Origin of the sequence: Lentisalinibacter sediminis (genome assembly GCF_040706615.1) — a bacterium.
GTDB lineage: Bacteria > Pseudomonadota > Gammaproteobacteria > Steroidobacterales > Woeseiaceae > Lentisalinibacter > Lentisalinibacter sediminis.
Map to the genome: position 1 here is coordinate 355,963 of NZ_JAPDRF010000003.1, position 12,642 is coordinate 368,604.

The following is a 12,642-nucleotide window of genomic DNA, read 5'->3' on the forward strand; positions in this document are numbered from 1 at the left end:
ACTACGCCCCCTCGTCCTGCAGCCGTGCACGCAGCCGCAGCAGCGCCTGGCTGTGGATTTGACTGACCCGCGACTCGGTGACGTCGAGCACGGTGCCGATTTCCCTCAGGTTCAGCTCCTGGTGGTAGTACAGCGACAGCACCAGCTGCTCGCGCTCGGGCAGACCGCGTATGGCCTCGGCCAGCCGGCCGCGCATCTCGGTGGCCTGGGCGCGTTCCTCGGGACCGGGCTGGCCCTCCGCCGGGACCTCCAGCGGTTCCTGCAGCGTCGTGAAGGGCTGCTCCAGACTGAACAGCCGGCAGCTTGCCGCATCGCGCAGCACTTCGTGATACTCATCCAGCGAGATGCCGAGTTCGCGGGCCACGTCGGCGTCCTCGGCCGCCCCACCGGTGGCCGCCTCCACCCGCTGGATGGCCTCGACGATCTGGCGATGGCGCTGATGCACGGAACGCGGCGTCCAGTCGGACTTGCGCACCTCGTCCAGCATCGCGCCGCGGATGCGGATACCGGCGTAGGTATCGAAACTGGCGCCCCGGGATGCATCGAAATTGCCGGCCGCCTCGATCAGGCCCATGAGCCCGGCCTGCATGAGATCGTCCAGCTCCACCGAGGCCGGCAAACGGGCCACGAGGTGATGCGCGATCCGCTTGACCAGCACCAGGTGCTGTTCCACGAATTCGTCGGTCACGACGCGTCGATCGTCTGCGAGCTGGCTGTAGGTCATCCCGTGAGACTCCCCGCCGCCGTCAGGTCCCGTCCCAACAGGGACTCGAAGAAAAACGCGAGCCCGCCCGGTGCCTGCGCCGCTGCGGGCCATCGATCCACGGCGTCCGCGATGCGGCGGAAGGCGAGCGCCGCGCGGCTGGCCGGATAGGCCTCCACGACGGCCACCTGCTGCTGCACGGCACGGCGCAGCGTGTCATCCGCCGGGACGTTTCCGAGGTGCTGCAGCACCACGTCCAGATAGCGGTCCGCCACCCGCTCGATCTTCTGGAACAGCAGTCGCCCGTGTGCATCGGAGCGGGTCATGTTCGTCAGTACCTGGAAACGGCCCACGCCGTAGTCGCGGCTCAGCACCTTGATCATGGCGTAGGCGTCGGTGATGGAAGCCGGTTCGTCGCAGACGACCACCACCGCGTGCTGGGCGGCCTGGGTGAAGCGGAGCACGTTGTCGGACAGCCCGGCCGCCGTGTCTATCACCAACACCTCGGGCGGACAGGCGAGATCGCCGAACGCACGAATGATCTCGCCCTGGGCCGCAGGCGCCAGGTCGGTCATGGCCTTGTCGCCGGAGGCGGCAGGCACGATCGACAGACCGCGCGGCCCGCGCACGATCGTGCTCTCCAGATCCGTCTCGCCCGAGATCACGTGCTGCAGGTTATAGCGGGGCTGCAGGCCGAACAGAACGTCCACGTTCGCGAGGCCGAGATCCGCGTCCAGCAGCATGACATTGCGCTGGAAGGAGGCCAGCGCGACGGCCAGGTTGGCCGATACGTTGGTCTTGCCGACGCCGCCCTTGCCGCTGGTGACGGCGATCACCTTCACCGGCGCGCCGGCGAGCGCCCGTTCCATGTCCCGCGCCTGGGTATGTTCAAGAGAGCGCATCGGCACCGCCTCCGAATCGCTGAGCCATGGCCTCCTCCGAGACGTCCGCTTCGCTGCGGCGCATGCACTCGACGGCCTGGGTGGCGATCCACAGCCGCTTGGCATCGGCAAGGTAGAAGTCCTGCGGCACCGACTGGCCGTCGGCGATGTAGACCAGCGGCAGGCGGTGGCGGATGAGGACACCGAGCGCGCAGCCGAGCTGGGCGGCCTCGTCGATCTTGGTCAGCGCGCAGCCGGCGAGCGGCAGCTGGCCGAAGCGCCGCACCGCCTCGTCCAGGGAGGCTTCCTGGGCCGTGGCGGAAAGAGTCAGGAATACCTCGATCGGCGTGCCCTCGATCTTCAGTGCCGCGAGCTGATCGCCCAGACGGACGTCGCGCTGATTCATACCGGTGGTATCGATCAGCACCAGGTCCATGGAGCCCAGGCGCTGCAGCAGCGCGGCCAGCGCCTCGCCGTCTTCGGCCACGTACATCCGGGCACCCAGGATGCGCGCGTAGGTCGCCAGCTGCTCCTCGGCTCCGATGCGGTAGCAGTCCGTGGTGACCAGTGCGATGCCCTCGGCGCCGTGGCGCATGGCGTAGCGCGCCGCGAGCTTGGCGATGGTGGTGGTCTTGCCGACTCCGGTCGGGCCGACGAAAGCGGCGATGCCGCCGCGCTCGAGCAGCCGGTCCTCCGTCATCGGCAGCGTCTCCGCCAGGATCCGCAGCGGCAGCTGCCAGGCATGTTCGCTCGCATCACCGTCCTCCAGCTGCTCGGCAATGGGTGCGGCCACGTCCGGCGCCACACCGATGCGGCTGAGATTCCTCAGCACCTGGGCGCGTCCGGGCCGTCGACGCGAGTAGTCGTTCCAGGCCAGGCTGGAGAGCTGGGACTCCAGCAGCTCGCGCAAGCCGCGGATGTCCGAGTGGACCGCGTCGAGGCCGGGGTTCGCCTCGGCGGCGGCCGGGCTCGCAGCGGCCGGACGCTCGGCCAGGTCGGCCAGGGCGCGGTGCAGGCGCGGTCCGGCGGGCGCCTCGGGCTCCGGGGCGGGCGCCTCGGGCGCCTCCGCCACGGTGTCCTCCACCTCCGTCGCAGCCACCGCGCCGGCGCTACCGGTTTCAGCACGGAGGCTGCCGAGCGCCTCGCGTATCAGCGCCTCGTCGTAGTCCAGTGCAGCGATGATCTCCACGCCCTCGGCCACGCGGCTGTTCGAGAGAATCACCGCATCGGGTCCCTGCTCCTCCCGCACCCGGCGCAGGGCCTGGCGCATGTCCGGTGCTACGAATCGCTTGATCTTCATAGTGGGTTCCTCAGCTCAGGCGGCCGGTCAGTTGCCGACGGCGCCGACCATCCTTATCTGTTTGTCTTCGGGTATTTCGTTGTAGGCGAGTACATGCAGGTTGCGTATGCCGCGCATGAGCTTCGCGAGCCACGGCCGGATACCCGGCGCCACCAGCAGCACCGCCGGCTCCCCGGCCGCCTCCTGGCGTTCCGCGTTCTCGGACAGCATCCGGTGGATGCGCTCCACGAGGCCGGGCTCCAGGCCGGCGGTGGCACCGTTGCGGGTGGACTCGGTGAGCAGCTGCTCCAGCTCCGGCTCCAGCGTGAGCACCGGCAGCTCCTCGCGCATGCCGGCGACGCCCTGAACGATGGAGCGGCCCAGCGCGACGCGCACCGCCGCCACCAGCTGCTCCGGCTCCTGACTCTTGGGACCCTGCTCCGTCAGGGTCTCGGCGATGCGGCGGATGTTGCGCACCGGGATGTTCTCGGCGAGGAGCATCTGCAGCACCTTGACCACGGTGGCCATGGGCAGCGTCTTCGGCGTCAGTTCTTCCACCAGCTTCGGCGCGGTCTCGCCCAGTTTGTCCAGCAGCTGCTGGGCTTCCTCGTGGCCGAGCAGCTCGGCGGCGTGGGTCGAGAGCAGCTGACTGATGTGAGTGGCGACCACGGTGCTCGCATCCACCACCGTGTAACCGAGCATCTGCGCCTCCTCGTTCTGGGACGGGTCGATCCACACGGCCTGCATGCCGAAGGCCGGGTCCTTCGTAGCGATGCCCTGCAGCTCGCCGAAGACCTGGCCGGGGTTGATTGCCAGTTCCTTGTCCATGTGGACCTCGCCCTCGCCCAGGGGCACGCCCATGAGCGAGATGCGGTAACCCACGGGCGCCAGATCCAGGTTGTCGCGGATGTGCACGGCCGGGATCAGAAAGCCGAGTTCCTCCGTGAGTTTCTTGCGCACGCCCTTGATGCGGGAGACGAGCGGGCCGCCCCGGTTCCGGTCCACCAGCGGGATCAGGCGGTAGCCCACTTCCAGGCCGACCGTGTCCACGGGGGAGACGTCGTCCCAGCTGAGCTCCTTCGGCTGCGCCGGCTGCTCGGGCTCTGCCGATTCCCCGGCGGGCTCGGCGGCCTCCGACGGACGCCGGGCGGAACGCCAGGCACCGTAGCCGGCGCCGGCCGCCAGCGTCAGGAATGCGAAGTTCGGCATGCCGGGGATGAGGCCCAGCGTGAGCATCACCCCCGCCGTCACGCCCAGCACGCGGGGATCACCGAAGATCTGTGACAGCATCTGCCGGGCCATGTCCTGGGGCTTGGAGACGCGGGTGATGATCACGGCCACGGCGGTGGAGAGCAGCAGCGAGGGGATCTGCGCCACCAGGCCGTCGCCGATGGTGAGCAGGGTGTAGTTCTGCATGGCCGCGGACAGGCTCATGTCGTGGCGCACCGTGCCGATCACCAGGCCGCCGATGATGTTGATGAACAGAATCAGGATGCCGGCGATGGCGTCACCGCGCACGAACTTGCTCGAGCCGTCCATGGCGCCGTAGAAGTCGGCCTCCTCGCGGACCTCCTGGCGACGCTGGCGGGCCTCGTTCTGGTCGATCAGGCCGGCGTTCAGGTCGGCATCGATGGCCATCTGCTTGCCCGGCATGGAGTCCAGGGTGAAGCGCGCAGTCACCTCCGAGACGCGCCCGGCGCCCTTGGTGACGACCACGAAGTTGATGATCACCAGGATCGAGAACACGACCAGACCGACGGCGTAGTCGCCGCCGATGACGAAGTTGCCGAACGCCTCGATGACCCGTCCCGCGGCGCCCGTGCCGGTATGCCCCTCGAGCAGCACCACCCGGGTGGAGGCGATGTTCAGCGCGAGCCTGAGCAGCGTCACGATCAGGAGCACCGTCGGGAACACGGCGAATTCCAGCGGACGCTGCACGTAGACCACCGTCAGCAGGATCGCGAGCGACAGCGCAATATTGAAGGTGAAAAGCGTATCCAGCGCGAACGGATGCATGGGCACGATCATCATGCCGAGCATCGTCAGCATGAGGAGGGGTACCCCGAGCCCGCGGCTGAAGCGGGCGAATCCGTTCACTGCAGCGACACTTGCCACGTTCTACTCTCCTGTTACGAGCGCCGTACGGGCCCGGTAAAAAGACTCTCGTCCACGTCCGGCTCCGGCGCCTCGGGCGCCTCGGCGGCCGGGCCGTCGAAATCCCTGAGCTGGAAGATGTAGGCCAGCACCTGGGCCACGGCGGTATACAGCGCCGCGGGGATCTCCTGGCCGATGCGGGTGCTCGCATACAGCGCGCGGGCCAGCGGCGGCGCCGAGAACAGCGGCACGTCGTGCTGCTCGCCGAGTGCGCGGATGCGCGCCGCGATCAGGTCCCGGCCCTTGGCGACCACCCGGGGCGCCGACATGCGCCCGGAATCCCAGGCCAGCGCCACCGCGTAATGGGTGGGGTTGGTGATGATGACGGCCGCCTCCGGCACCGCCTCCATCATGCGGCGCGTCGCCACCTCCTGCTGCAGCTGGCGGATGCGCTGGCGCACCTCCGGCCGGCCCTCGGTATCCTTCTGCTCGTCGCGCACTTCCTGGCGGGTCATGCGCAGCTTCTTGGCGTGATCCCAGAGCTGGAACGGCACGTCGACCGCTGCGATCACCAGCAGCGACGCGCTCAGGATGATCAGCGACTGCACCAGCAGTTCGGCAGCACCGCCGAGCGCGGCAGCCGGCGTCTGGGTGCCCAGGCCGAGCAGCCGGTCGGCGCTCAGCCAGAGCCAGATGACCGCCGCCGTCGCAACCACCGCGAACTTGGCCACCGCCTTCAGCAGTTCATTCAGGCTCTTCATGCTGAAGATGCGCTTCACGCCCTTGATGACGCTCAGCCGCTCGCCCTTGAACGCGATGGCCTCAACGCTGAAGGCCCAGCCGCCCAGCGCCACCGAGCTCAGCAGCGCGGCTGCGACCACCACGATGAAGAACGGCGCCAGCGCAGCGACGGCCGCCACGCCGGCCTCGGCCAGCGCCTGTGGCCCGTAGCCCGCGTCCATGATCTTCGCGCGCTCGGTGACCAGCGCGCCCGTGAAGCCGTCGACGATGCCGCCGCCGATTGGCGCGGCCAGCACCGCCAGCGCCGCGGAGCCACACAGCATCACGCCCGTGGTGGTGAGTTCCTTGGAACGGGCGACATCACCTTTCTTGCGCGCATCCTCGCGGCGCTTCGGTGTCGCTTGTTCCGTTTTCTCCTGGAACTGTTCCTGCTGTCCGCTCATGGCTTCAGTTCGCTCCCACCAGTGCCCGCGTCATCTCCAGCGACTGCGCCAGCAGCCGCGTGAAGCCCGAGGTCAGGCTGTCCATGGACAGCAGCAGCACGAAGAAGCCGAGCAGCATCGACACGGGAAAGCCTACGGCGAAGAGGTTCAGCGTGGGCGCGGCCCGGCTCATCACACCGAACGCGAGGTTCACCACCAGCAGAGCCGTGATGCCCGGTAGCGCCACTGTCAGCGCACCCACGAACAGGTACGCCGTCCATTCGAGCAGGCCGCCGAGCCCGTCCCGCGTGAGCCCGCCGCTGCCCACGGGCAGACTGTGGAAGCTGTCCGCGAGCACCTGGATCATCACCAGATGCCCATCCAGCGCCAGGAACACCAGCGTGGTCAGCATCAGGAAGAACTGGGACAGCACCGGCACGTTCACGCCGCGCTGCTGGTCCACCAGCACCGCGAAGCCGAGGCCCATGCTCATGGCGATGTTCTGGGCGCCCAGCACCACCGCATCGAAGATCAGCTGCACGCAGAAACCCATGGCGACGCCGATCAGAATCTCGTGGAAGACCGTGATCACGATGGCCGGCTCCAGGAAACGCTCGGTGGGCGGCAGCGGCACCACCGGCGCGATCACCGCCGACAGCGCCAGCGCCAGCAGGATTCGCACCCGCTTCGGCACCAGCCCGCCGCCCAGCGAGGGCATCGCCATCAGCATCGCGGAGATGCGGATCAGCGGCCACAGGTAGGGCAGCAGCATGTCCGTGACGACCGGTATGAGCGTATTCACCTTGCTTCCCGTCCATGGCTCAACCGATGATCCCGGGGATGTCGGTGATCAGGCGGCGCGTAAAGTCGATGATGACGCTGAGCATCCAGGGGCCCGCGACCGAAAGCGCGACGACCAGCATCAGCAGTTTCGGGATGAACGACAGGGTCATCTCGTTGATCTGAGTGGCGGCCTGGATCATGCCCACCAGCAGGCCCACGGCCAGCGCCGAGAGCAGCAGCGGCGAGGCGAGCAGTATCGTCACCCAGAGGGCCTGCTGTCCGATGGTGGTGACTGTCTCGGGTGTCATGGACGCATCCTCAGACGTAGAAACTCGAGGCCAGCGTGCCGAGCACCATGGCCCAGCCGTCCACCAGCACGAACAGCATGATTTTGAAGGGCAGCGAGATGAGCATGGGCGAGAGCATCATCATGCCCATCGACATCAGCACGCTGGACACCACCAGGTCGATGATCAGAAACGGTATGAACACCAGGAAACCGATCTGGAACGCGGTCTTCAGCTCGCTGACGATGAAACTCGGCACCAGCACCGATGTCGGGACTTCCGCCGCCGAGGCAAAATCGGTCCGTCCGGAGATGCCGGCGAACAGCGCGATGTCGTCCTCGCGGGTCTGGTGCAGCATGAACTCGCGCAGCGGCTCCATGCCGGCGCTGAGCGCCACCTCCGCGCTCACCTCGCCGTCGATGTACGGCTTCGCGGCCTCGTCGTAGATGCGATCGAGCACCGGCGTCATCACGAAGAAGGTCATGAACAGGGCGATACCGATCAGGACCTGGTTGGGGGGCGTCTGCGCGGTGCCCAGCGCCTGGCGCAGGATCGAGAGCACGATGATCATCCGCACGAACGCGCTCATGGACAGCAGCCCCGCGGGCAGCAGGGTGAGCAGCGTCATCAGCACCAGGATCTGGATGCTGAGGCTGTAGCTCTCTCCGGCGCCCGTGGTCGAATCGTTCACCGAGTCCGCCGCGGCGGCGATGACGTCCGCCGCCGTCGCCTCGTTCGCGAAGCCGGTGACGGGTACCGCGACCAGCGCGGCGCACACCAGAGCCAGTGCGGCCAGCTGTATCGTCACTCGTGTGGCCATTTGCCTCATGACCGCTCCCTCGTGGTGCCCGCCACGGCGGCGCGCAGACGATCGGTGAAGCTGCGCTCGTCGTCGCCCGGCGCGGGGGTGAGCGGCACGACCGGCCGCTCGGGAACCAGCAGCGTATTCATGCCGCCCGGCGAGATGCCCACGACCACCTGCTGCTCGCCCACCTGCAGCAGCACCACCTTCTCCTTGGCGCCGAGCGGCTGGGCCGCCAGCACGCGGAAGTGGCCATTGCGTGCGGCACGCAGCCCCTGCGAGCGGCTGTAGATCCAGCCGAACAGCAGGATGGCACCGATCACCAGCAGCAGATTCATGCTCATGCTGAGCAGCTCCGTACCCGACAGCGGCGAGGGCATCGGCGTCGGCTTGCCGTCGCCGGCCGCCAGCACCGGGGCCGCGACGAGCCACAGCACGGCGCCTGCGACGATCGTCCGGAGCTGACCTGTGGTGCGACGGAATTCCATGCGCTCGACTCCCTGCGTGCTCAATTCAGCTTGCGGATGCGTTCGCTGGGGCTCACGACGTCCGTCAGGCGCACGCCGAACTTGTCGTTCACCACGACGATCTCGCCATGAGCCACGAGGGTGCCGTTCACCAGCACGTCCATGGGTTCGCCGGCGGGCCGATCGAGTTCGATGACCGAGCCTTCCACCAGGCGCATCAGATCGCGGATGCTGATCTTCGTGTTGCCCACCCGCAGCGAGACGGTGACCGGCACGTCCAGTACCAGATCGAGCTTGATGTCCGCGCTGTCGGCCGGGAGGCTCGACGCCCCTTTTTCGAAGCGGTCTGGCGAGTACTGCTCGCCGGTATCCGCCGCGGGCGGTGCCGCCTGGTCTTCCGCCGCCTCGGCGCCGGTGTTTTCGGTGTTATCACTCATGGTGCTTCCTCTTGCTCTCAGTCCTTGCGAGCGGCGACCCAGACGCCGGTCCGCACTGCATTGCGCCCCCGCGACAGGCCGAACTCGCCCTGGAGTACGGGTGTGTCGCCGACGCTGAGCGTCACTGTCTTCGGGGAGTTGATCGGGATGATGTCGCCGGGGGCGAGACGAGCCACGTTGCCCAGCGAGAGTTCCTTGTCGCCGATGCCGGTGGTCAGCTCCACGACGGAGGCGAGGACATGCTCCCTCAGCATGCCGGACCAGACCTCGTCCTGGTCGTTGCCGCCGGAGCGCTCGGCGCCGTCGAGGCTGTCGAAGACAGGCAGGATCGTCTCGAGCGGCAGGATCAGCTGGATGCGGCCGCTGGACTCGCCCGGCTCCACGCCGAACTCGCATTTCACCACCGGGTCGTTCGGCGCCGCGACCTGCAGCTGCTGCAGATCCGATTCGGTCTGGACGATCTCGGGCTCGAGTTCGAGCACCGGCCGCCACACTTCCTTCATGTTCTCGAGAAACCGGCTCATGACGATCTCGCTGATCCGCACCTCGCCGGGCGTGTAGCCCTCGCGGTCGCTCCGGCACTCGTTGCCGTTGGCGCCGCCGAAGTAGCGGTCGACCAGCGCATTGATCAGCGGCGGGTCGAGGAACATCAGCGCCGGGCCGGTCAGCGGCTTCATGCCGAGCAGCATCAGCAGCGGCGGAGTCGGGAAGCCGTCGCAGACGGTCTCGAAGCGCAGCGTCTCGATGGTGCGTGTCACCACCCGGGTCTCCACCCGCAGCTGGCGCATGAGAGTGCGTTCCATGCGGCGGGCAAGCTGGCGATTGAGATGATCCAGTCGGGGCAGGCTGCCGCGGCGGATCTGATTGCGGGCGGGGATCTCGTAGTCGTAGACCTCCGCATCCAGCGGGCCGGTGTCCGTCTGGACCTCGACCTTGCCGGACGACACCCCGTCCATGAGGGCGTCCATTTCGTCCTGACTGAGTACCTTCTCGCTCATCGGCTCACTGCACCACGAGCGTCGTGAAGTAGGCCTCGCGGACGCCGGGCTCGCCGATGCGCTCCGTGAGGATGCCCTGCACCTCGGCCAGGACGTCGTCCAGCATCCGCTCCTTGCCGGAACGGGTGGTGGCCGTTTCGTAGTCGTAACCGCCGAGCAGCAGCAGCAGGTTGTTGCGGATGACGGCGTCGTGCTCCTTGAACGCATCGATGATGCGTTGCTCGCGAGCCATGAACTCCAGGCTGACCTGCATGAAATGGCGCTGGCCGACTTCGCCGCCGAAGTTGACGGTGAGCGGGGGATGCAGGCCGACGTAGAGGGCCGGCCCGTCGTCCTGCTCGGCCCCGGCGGTCTCCTCTCCGGCTCCGGCGGCCTCCTCCGACGAGAACATGCCGGACATGAAGCCGCCGACGGCGAGCCCCACCACCAGCAACGCGACGGCGCCGCCGATAATCAACAGCTTCGACCCCTTGCCCTTGGGTGCGGCCTCGTCGCCGCCCGGGGTCTCGTTCTGCTCCTCTGCCATCGACATCACTCCTGTAGAAACCACAGGAGTGGATGCAAGGCGCATGCCAACCGATTTTACGCTATTAAATCTTTGTTTTTAATAGCTTTTATTTCTGACGTGTCGGATTTACGTCGCCGGGAAATTGGCGCCGGCGTCAATGATCCAGCAGCGACGCTCAGACATAGGTGTCGATCAGCCCACGGCTGGCCGGGCCGGAACGCACCGGCGTCTCCGCCACCACCTCGGCATCCGCGGCGCCGCTCACATCGGAGCCCGGCGCCGTCTCGCCACCGGCGGCGGCACCTGCGTCGTCACCGCCCCGGCGCGTGTCCGGGCCCTGGCCCGAGACGTCGGCACCAGCCAGGGCCAGGCCCGAGCCGCTGAACATCTCGCGCAGCCGCGGCAGCGCCTGCTCCAGAGCCTCCCGGGTCACGGCATGCTGGGCCGTAAACGTGATATTCGCCCCGTCCTCGCCCACGCTGACGTCGACGGAGATCGGGCCGAGATGGGCCGGATTGAGCCTGATCTGTGCCCGCTCCAGCTTCTGGCCGGCCATCCAGACCACCCGCTCGGCCACCTGGTCCGCAAACTCCGGCGTCCCCGGCGGCGACGGCAGCATGAACGTCGGACGGTCGGCCGCCGAGGCCTGGGATGCCGCCGTCAGTCCGAGTGTGGAAAGGAAGCCCGCGCCGTCCGTGCGTGTCAGCGCCTCGGGTGCCGGACGGCCCCGGTCGCCGGAGGAGCCGCCGCCGTCACGGGCCAGATCCGCCATGGCCTGACGAAGCCCGGCCATGGCCTCGACTCCCGGAGGAACCACCTGCAGTCCCGGCGCGGACGCCTGACCTGCCATTCCGATTGCAGGAGTCGCTGCCGGCATCACCGGCGTGCCCGACGACTGCCCGTTCAGCGCGGTCAGCCCGGCGGATAGAGTCTCGGCGGCGGCCCGGGCATGGGCCGCACTATCGCCCGCCGCCACTGCGCCGGAAATTCCCGGCAGTCCCTGGACTCCCTGTAGTCCCGGGGAGCCCGATCCGGCAGAGCCCGCCGGCAGTGCGCCGCTCCATTCCGACATCCGGGAGCCGGCGGAGAATGCACTCAAAGGATCGGCAAACGTGGAAGGTACGGGATGCAATTGGCCAGGCAGCGCGCCGGGCGAGCCCGGTGTCATCCCGCCAGCGACCGGCGGGGCCCCGTCAACGATCGCGGCAGAGCCGTTCAGCGTGGGCATTACCAGGCCGAGCCCCACGGGTCGGAGTTCCAGCGGCGCGGCCGGAAATTCCAGTTCCAGGTCGGGGAGCAGGTCGGCCGGCAGCGGCACGCTTTCGAACTCGATGTCTCCTTCGGCAGCCGGAGCGGCCGCCTCCCCGCCGATGCCCGCGCCGGACATGTGGCTAATTCCGACAGTGTCAGCGGAGATGCCGCCGGACTCGCCGGCGAGTCGGGCCGCGGTCTGCTCGAGCATCGGCCGGGTCGAGAGCGCCGCGGGATCGCCGGCGTCGGCCGGGATCAGATTCCCCGGGCTCCGCAGTGTCCCGTCCGGAGCCTGGCCGGGCGGCAAGGCGTTGCCGTCCGGGCGGAAGCCGTTTGCCGGTGCGCCGGGAGCGGCCGGGTGTGCCAGCGCGGGGATCCGGAAGGGCGTGCCGGCCGACGGATCGGCGGCCGCCGCGCGCAGTTTCACGGGGCCGGAGCCCGTCGCGAAGCCCTCACCGGGCCGCATGTTCAGCATGTTTTCGATCAACGGATCGCTCCCGTCTTGTGTTATCCACCCGGACAGGAGCAAGAAGCGTGCCAGCCCCTAGTCTTCACCGAATACCTGCCGCGGCCGCGCCTCGGCATCCACGGCCCGCTGCTCGCGACGCTCCTCCTCCCGGAGTTCGTTGCGGCGGTAGCGGTCGATGATGCGATCCAGAGACTCCAGCCGCTGGCGCTTCACCTGCCATTGCCGGCGCAGCTGGTCCCGCCGGCGGCGCCAGTCGGCGATGATGCCCTCCTGCATGACGATCGCCTGGTTCAGCCGGTCCAGGAACAGCCGGTAGTCACGCCACCGGCTCGAACCCACGGCTTCGCTCTCCCGGCTCTTCGCTGCGTATTCCTCGCGGTGCTTCCTCAGTTCCTGCAGCCGGCCGATCTGCTCCTGGAGCGTCGTTTCGGCCCTCCCCAGCTCGCGGGAGAGCTCCTGCTCCTCGGCACTGGCCACGTCGTGCACGGGCTGCATGCGGGTGGAGCGTTTGTTCGCCATG

14 protein-coding genes are annotated in these 12,642 nt (G+C 68.2%); all 14 read right to left on the reverse strand.

The annotated features are described in order from the left end of the window. Position 1 precedes the first annotated feature (1 nt). The 14 genes from ACJMKX_RS06520 to fliJ all read right to left on the reverse strand — a co-directional run bounded on the left by ACJMKX_RS06520 (position 2) and on the right by fliJ (position 12,641). Positions 2-724 (reverse strand): RNA polymerase sigma factor FliA, encoded by a 723-nt coding sequence (locus ACJMKX_RS06520; protein ID WP_405222711.1) that lies wholly within the window; start codon positions 722-724, stop codon positions 2-4. Further along, complete coding sequence (locus ACJMKX_RS06525; RefSeq protein ID WP_405222714.1) at positions 721-1,605, reverse strand: MinD/ParA family protein; 885 nt, start codon at positions 1,603-1,605, stop codon at positions 721-723. The genes ACJMKX_RS06520 and ACJMKX_RS06525 overlap by 4 nt, the downstream gene beginning before the upstream one ends. Continuing rightward, positions 1,592-2,884 carry a flagellar biosynthesis protein FlhF gene (gene flhF, locus ACJMKX_RS06530; RefSeq protein WP_405222717.1) on the reverse strand — a complete coding sequence of 431 codons (1,293 nt, stop codon included), beginning with the start codon at positions 2,882-2,884 and terminating at the stop codon, positions 1,592-1,594. Before flhF ends, ACJMKX_RS06525 begins: the two co-directional genes overlap by 14 nt. Before the next feature lie 27 nt (positions 2,885-2,911). After that, on the reverse strand, positions 2,912-4,978 hold the full coding sequence (flhA, locus tag ACJMKX_RS06535; protein ID WP_405222720.1) for a flagellar biosynthesis protein FlhA: 2,067 nt from the start codon (positions 4,976-4,978) through the stop codon (positions 2,912-2,914). 14 nt (positions 4,979-4,992) lie between these two features. Beyond that, positions 4,993-6,141 (reverse strand): flagellar biosynthesis protein FlhB, encoded by a 1,149-nt coding sequence (gene flhB, locus ACJMKX_RS06540; protein ID WP_405222723.1) that lies wholly within the window; start codon positions 6,139-6,141, stop codon positions 4,993-4,995. Positions 6,142-6,145: 4 nt separating this feature from the next. After that, the gene (gene fliR, locus ACJMKX_RS06545) at positions 6,146-6,922 is read right to left on the reverse strand and encodes a flagellar biosynthetic protein FliR (protein ID WP_405222726.1); all 777 of its coding nucleotides are present in this window, start codon (positions 6,920-6,922) and stop codon (positions 6,146-6,148) included. 19 nt (positions 6,923-6,941) lie between these two features. Further along, positions 6,942-7,211 carry a flagellar biosynthesis protein FliQ gene (gene fliQ / locus ACJMKX_RS06550; RefSeq protein WP_405222729.1) on the reverse strand — a complete coding sequence of 90 codons (270 nt, stop codon included), beginning with the start codon at positions 7,209-7,211 and terminating at the stop codon, positions 6,942-6,944. 10 nt (positions 7,212-7,221) lie between these two features. Continuing rightward, positions 7,222-7,986 (reverse strand): flagellar type III secretion system pore protein FliP, encoded by a 765-nt coding sequence (gene fliP, locus ACJMKX_RS06555; protein ID WP_405223790.1) that lies wholly within the window; start codon positions 7,984-7,986, stop codon positions 7,222-7,224. A 29-nt stretch (positions 7,987-8,015) separates the two neighbouring features. Further along, positions 8,016-8,480: a flagellar biosynthetic protein FliO gene (gene fliO, locus ACJMKX_RS06560; protein ID WP_405222732.1), complete on the reverse strand. Its 465-nt coding sequence runs from the start codon at positions 8,478-8,480 to the stop codon at positions 8,016-8,018. 20 nt (positions 8,481-8,500) lie between these two features. Then, positions 8,501-8,896 (reverse strand): flagellar motor switch protein FliN, encoded by a 396-nt coding sequence (fliN, locus tag ACJMKX_RS06565; RefSeq protein ID WP_405222734.1) that lies wholly within the window; start codon positions 8,894-8,896, stop codon positions 8,501-8,503. Between the two features lie 17 nt (positions 8,897-8,913). After that, positions 8,914-9,894, reverse strand: a complete 981-nt coding sequence (locus ACJMKX_RS06570) for a flagellar motor switch protein FliM (protein ID WP_405222737.1) — start codon at positions 9,892-9,894, stop codon at positions 8,914-8,916. 4 nt (positions 9,895-9,898) lie between these two features. Beyond that, a complete protein-coding gene (locus ACJMKX_RS06575) occupies positions 9,899-10,420 on the reverse strand; it encodes a flagellar basal body-associated FliL family protein (RefSeq protein WP_405222740.1) in 522 nt (173 codons plus the stop codon). Between the two features lie 157 nt (positions 10,421-10,577). Beyond that, entirely contained in the window at positions 10,578-12,140 is a 1,563-nt protein-coding gene (locus ACJMKX_RS06580) for a flagellar hook-length control protein FliK (RefSeq protein WP_405222742.1), read from the reverse strand. A gap of 57 nt (positions 12,141-12,197) precedes the next feature. Further along, positions 12,198-12,641, reverse strand: coding sequence for a flagellar export protein FliJ (fliJ, locus tag ACJMKX_RS06585; RefSeq protein WP_405222745.1), 444 nt, complete (start codon positions 12,639-12,641; stop codon positions 12,198-12,200). Between the last annotated feature and the right edge of the window lies 1 nt (position 12,642).

Bases quoted from the DNA above. Each gene is read 5' to 3' on its own strand.
- ACJMKX_RS06520 (WP_405222711.1), bottom strand. From the start codon at position 724: ATGACCTACAGCCAGCTCGCAGACGATCGACGCGTCGTGACCGACGAA.
- ACJMKX_RS06525 (WP_405222714.1), bottom strand. From the start codon at position 1,605: ATGCGCTCTCTTGAACATACCCAGGCGCGGGACATGGAACGGGCGCTC.
- flhF (WP_405222717.1), bottom strand. From the start codon at position 2,884: ATGAAGATCAAGCGATTCGTAGCACCGGACATGCGCCAGGCCCTGCGC.
- flhB (WP_405222723.1), bottom strand. From the start codon at position 6,141: ATGAGCGGACAGCAGGAACAGTTCCAGGAGAAAACGGAACAAGCGACA.
- fliQ (WP_405222729.1), bottom strand. From the start codon at position 7,211: ATGACACCCGAGACAGTCACCACCATCGGACAGCAGGCCCTCTGGGTG.
- fliO (WP_405222732.1), bottom strand. From the start codon at position 8,480: ATGGAATTCCGTCGCACCACAGGTCAGCTCCGGACGATCGTCGCAGGC.
- fliN (WP_405222734.1), bottom strand. From the start codon at position 8,896: ATGAGTGATAACACCGAAAACACCGGCGCCGAGGCGGCGGAAGACCAG.
- ACJMKX_RS06570 (WP_405222737.1), bottom strand. From the start codon at position 9,894: ATGAGCGAGAAGGTACTCAGTCAGGACGAAATGGACGCCCTCATGGAC.
- ACJMKX_RS06575 (WP_405222740.1), bottom strand. From the start codon at position 10,420: ATGGCAGAGGAGCAGAACGAGACCCCGGGCGGCGACGAGGCCGCACCC.
- fliJ (WP_405222745.1), bottom strand. From the start codon at position 12,641: ATGGCGAACAAACGCTCCACCCGCATGCAGCCCGTGCACGACGTGGCC.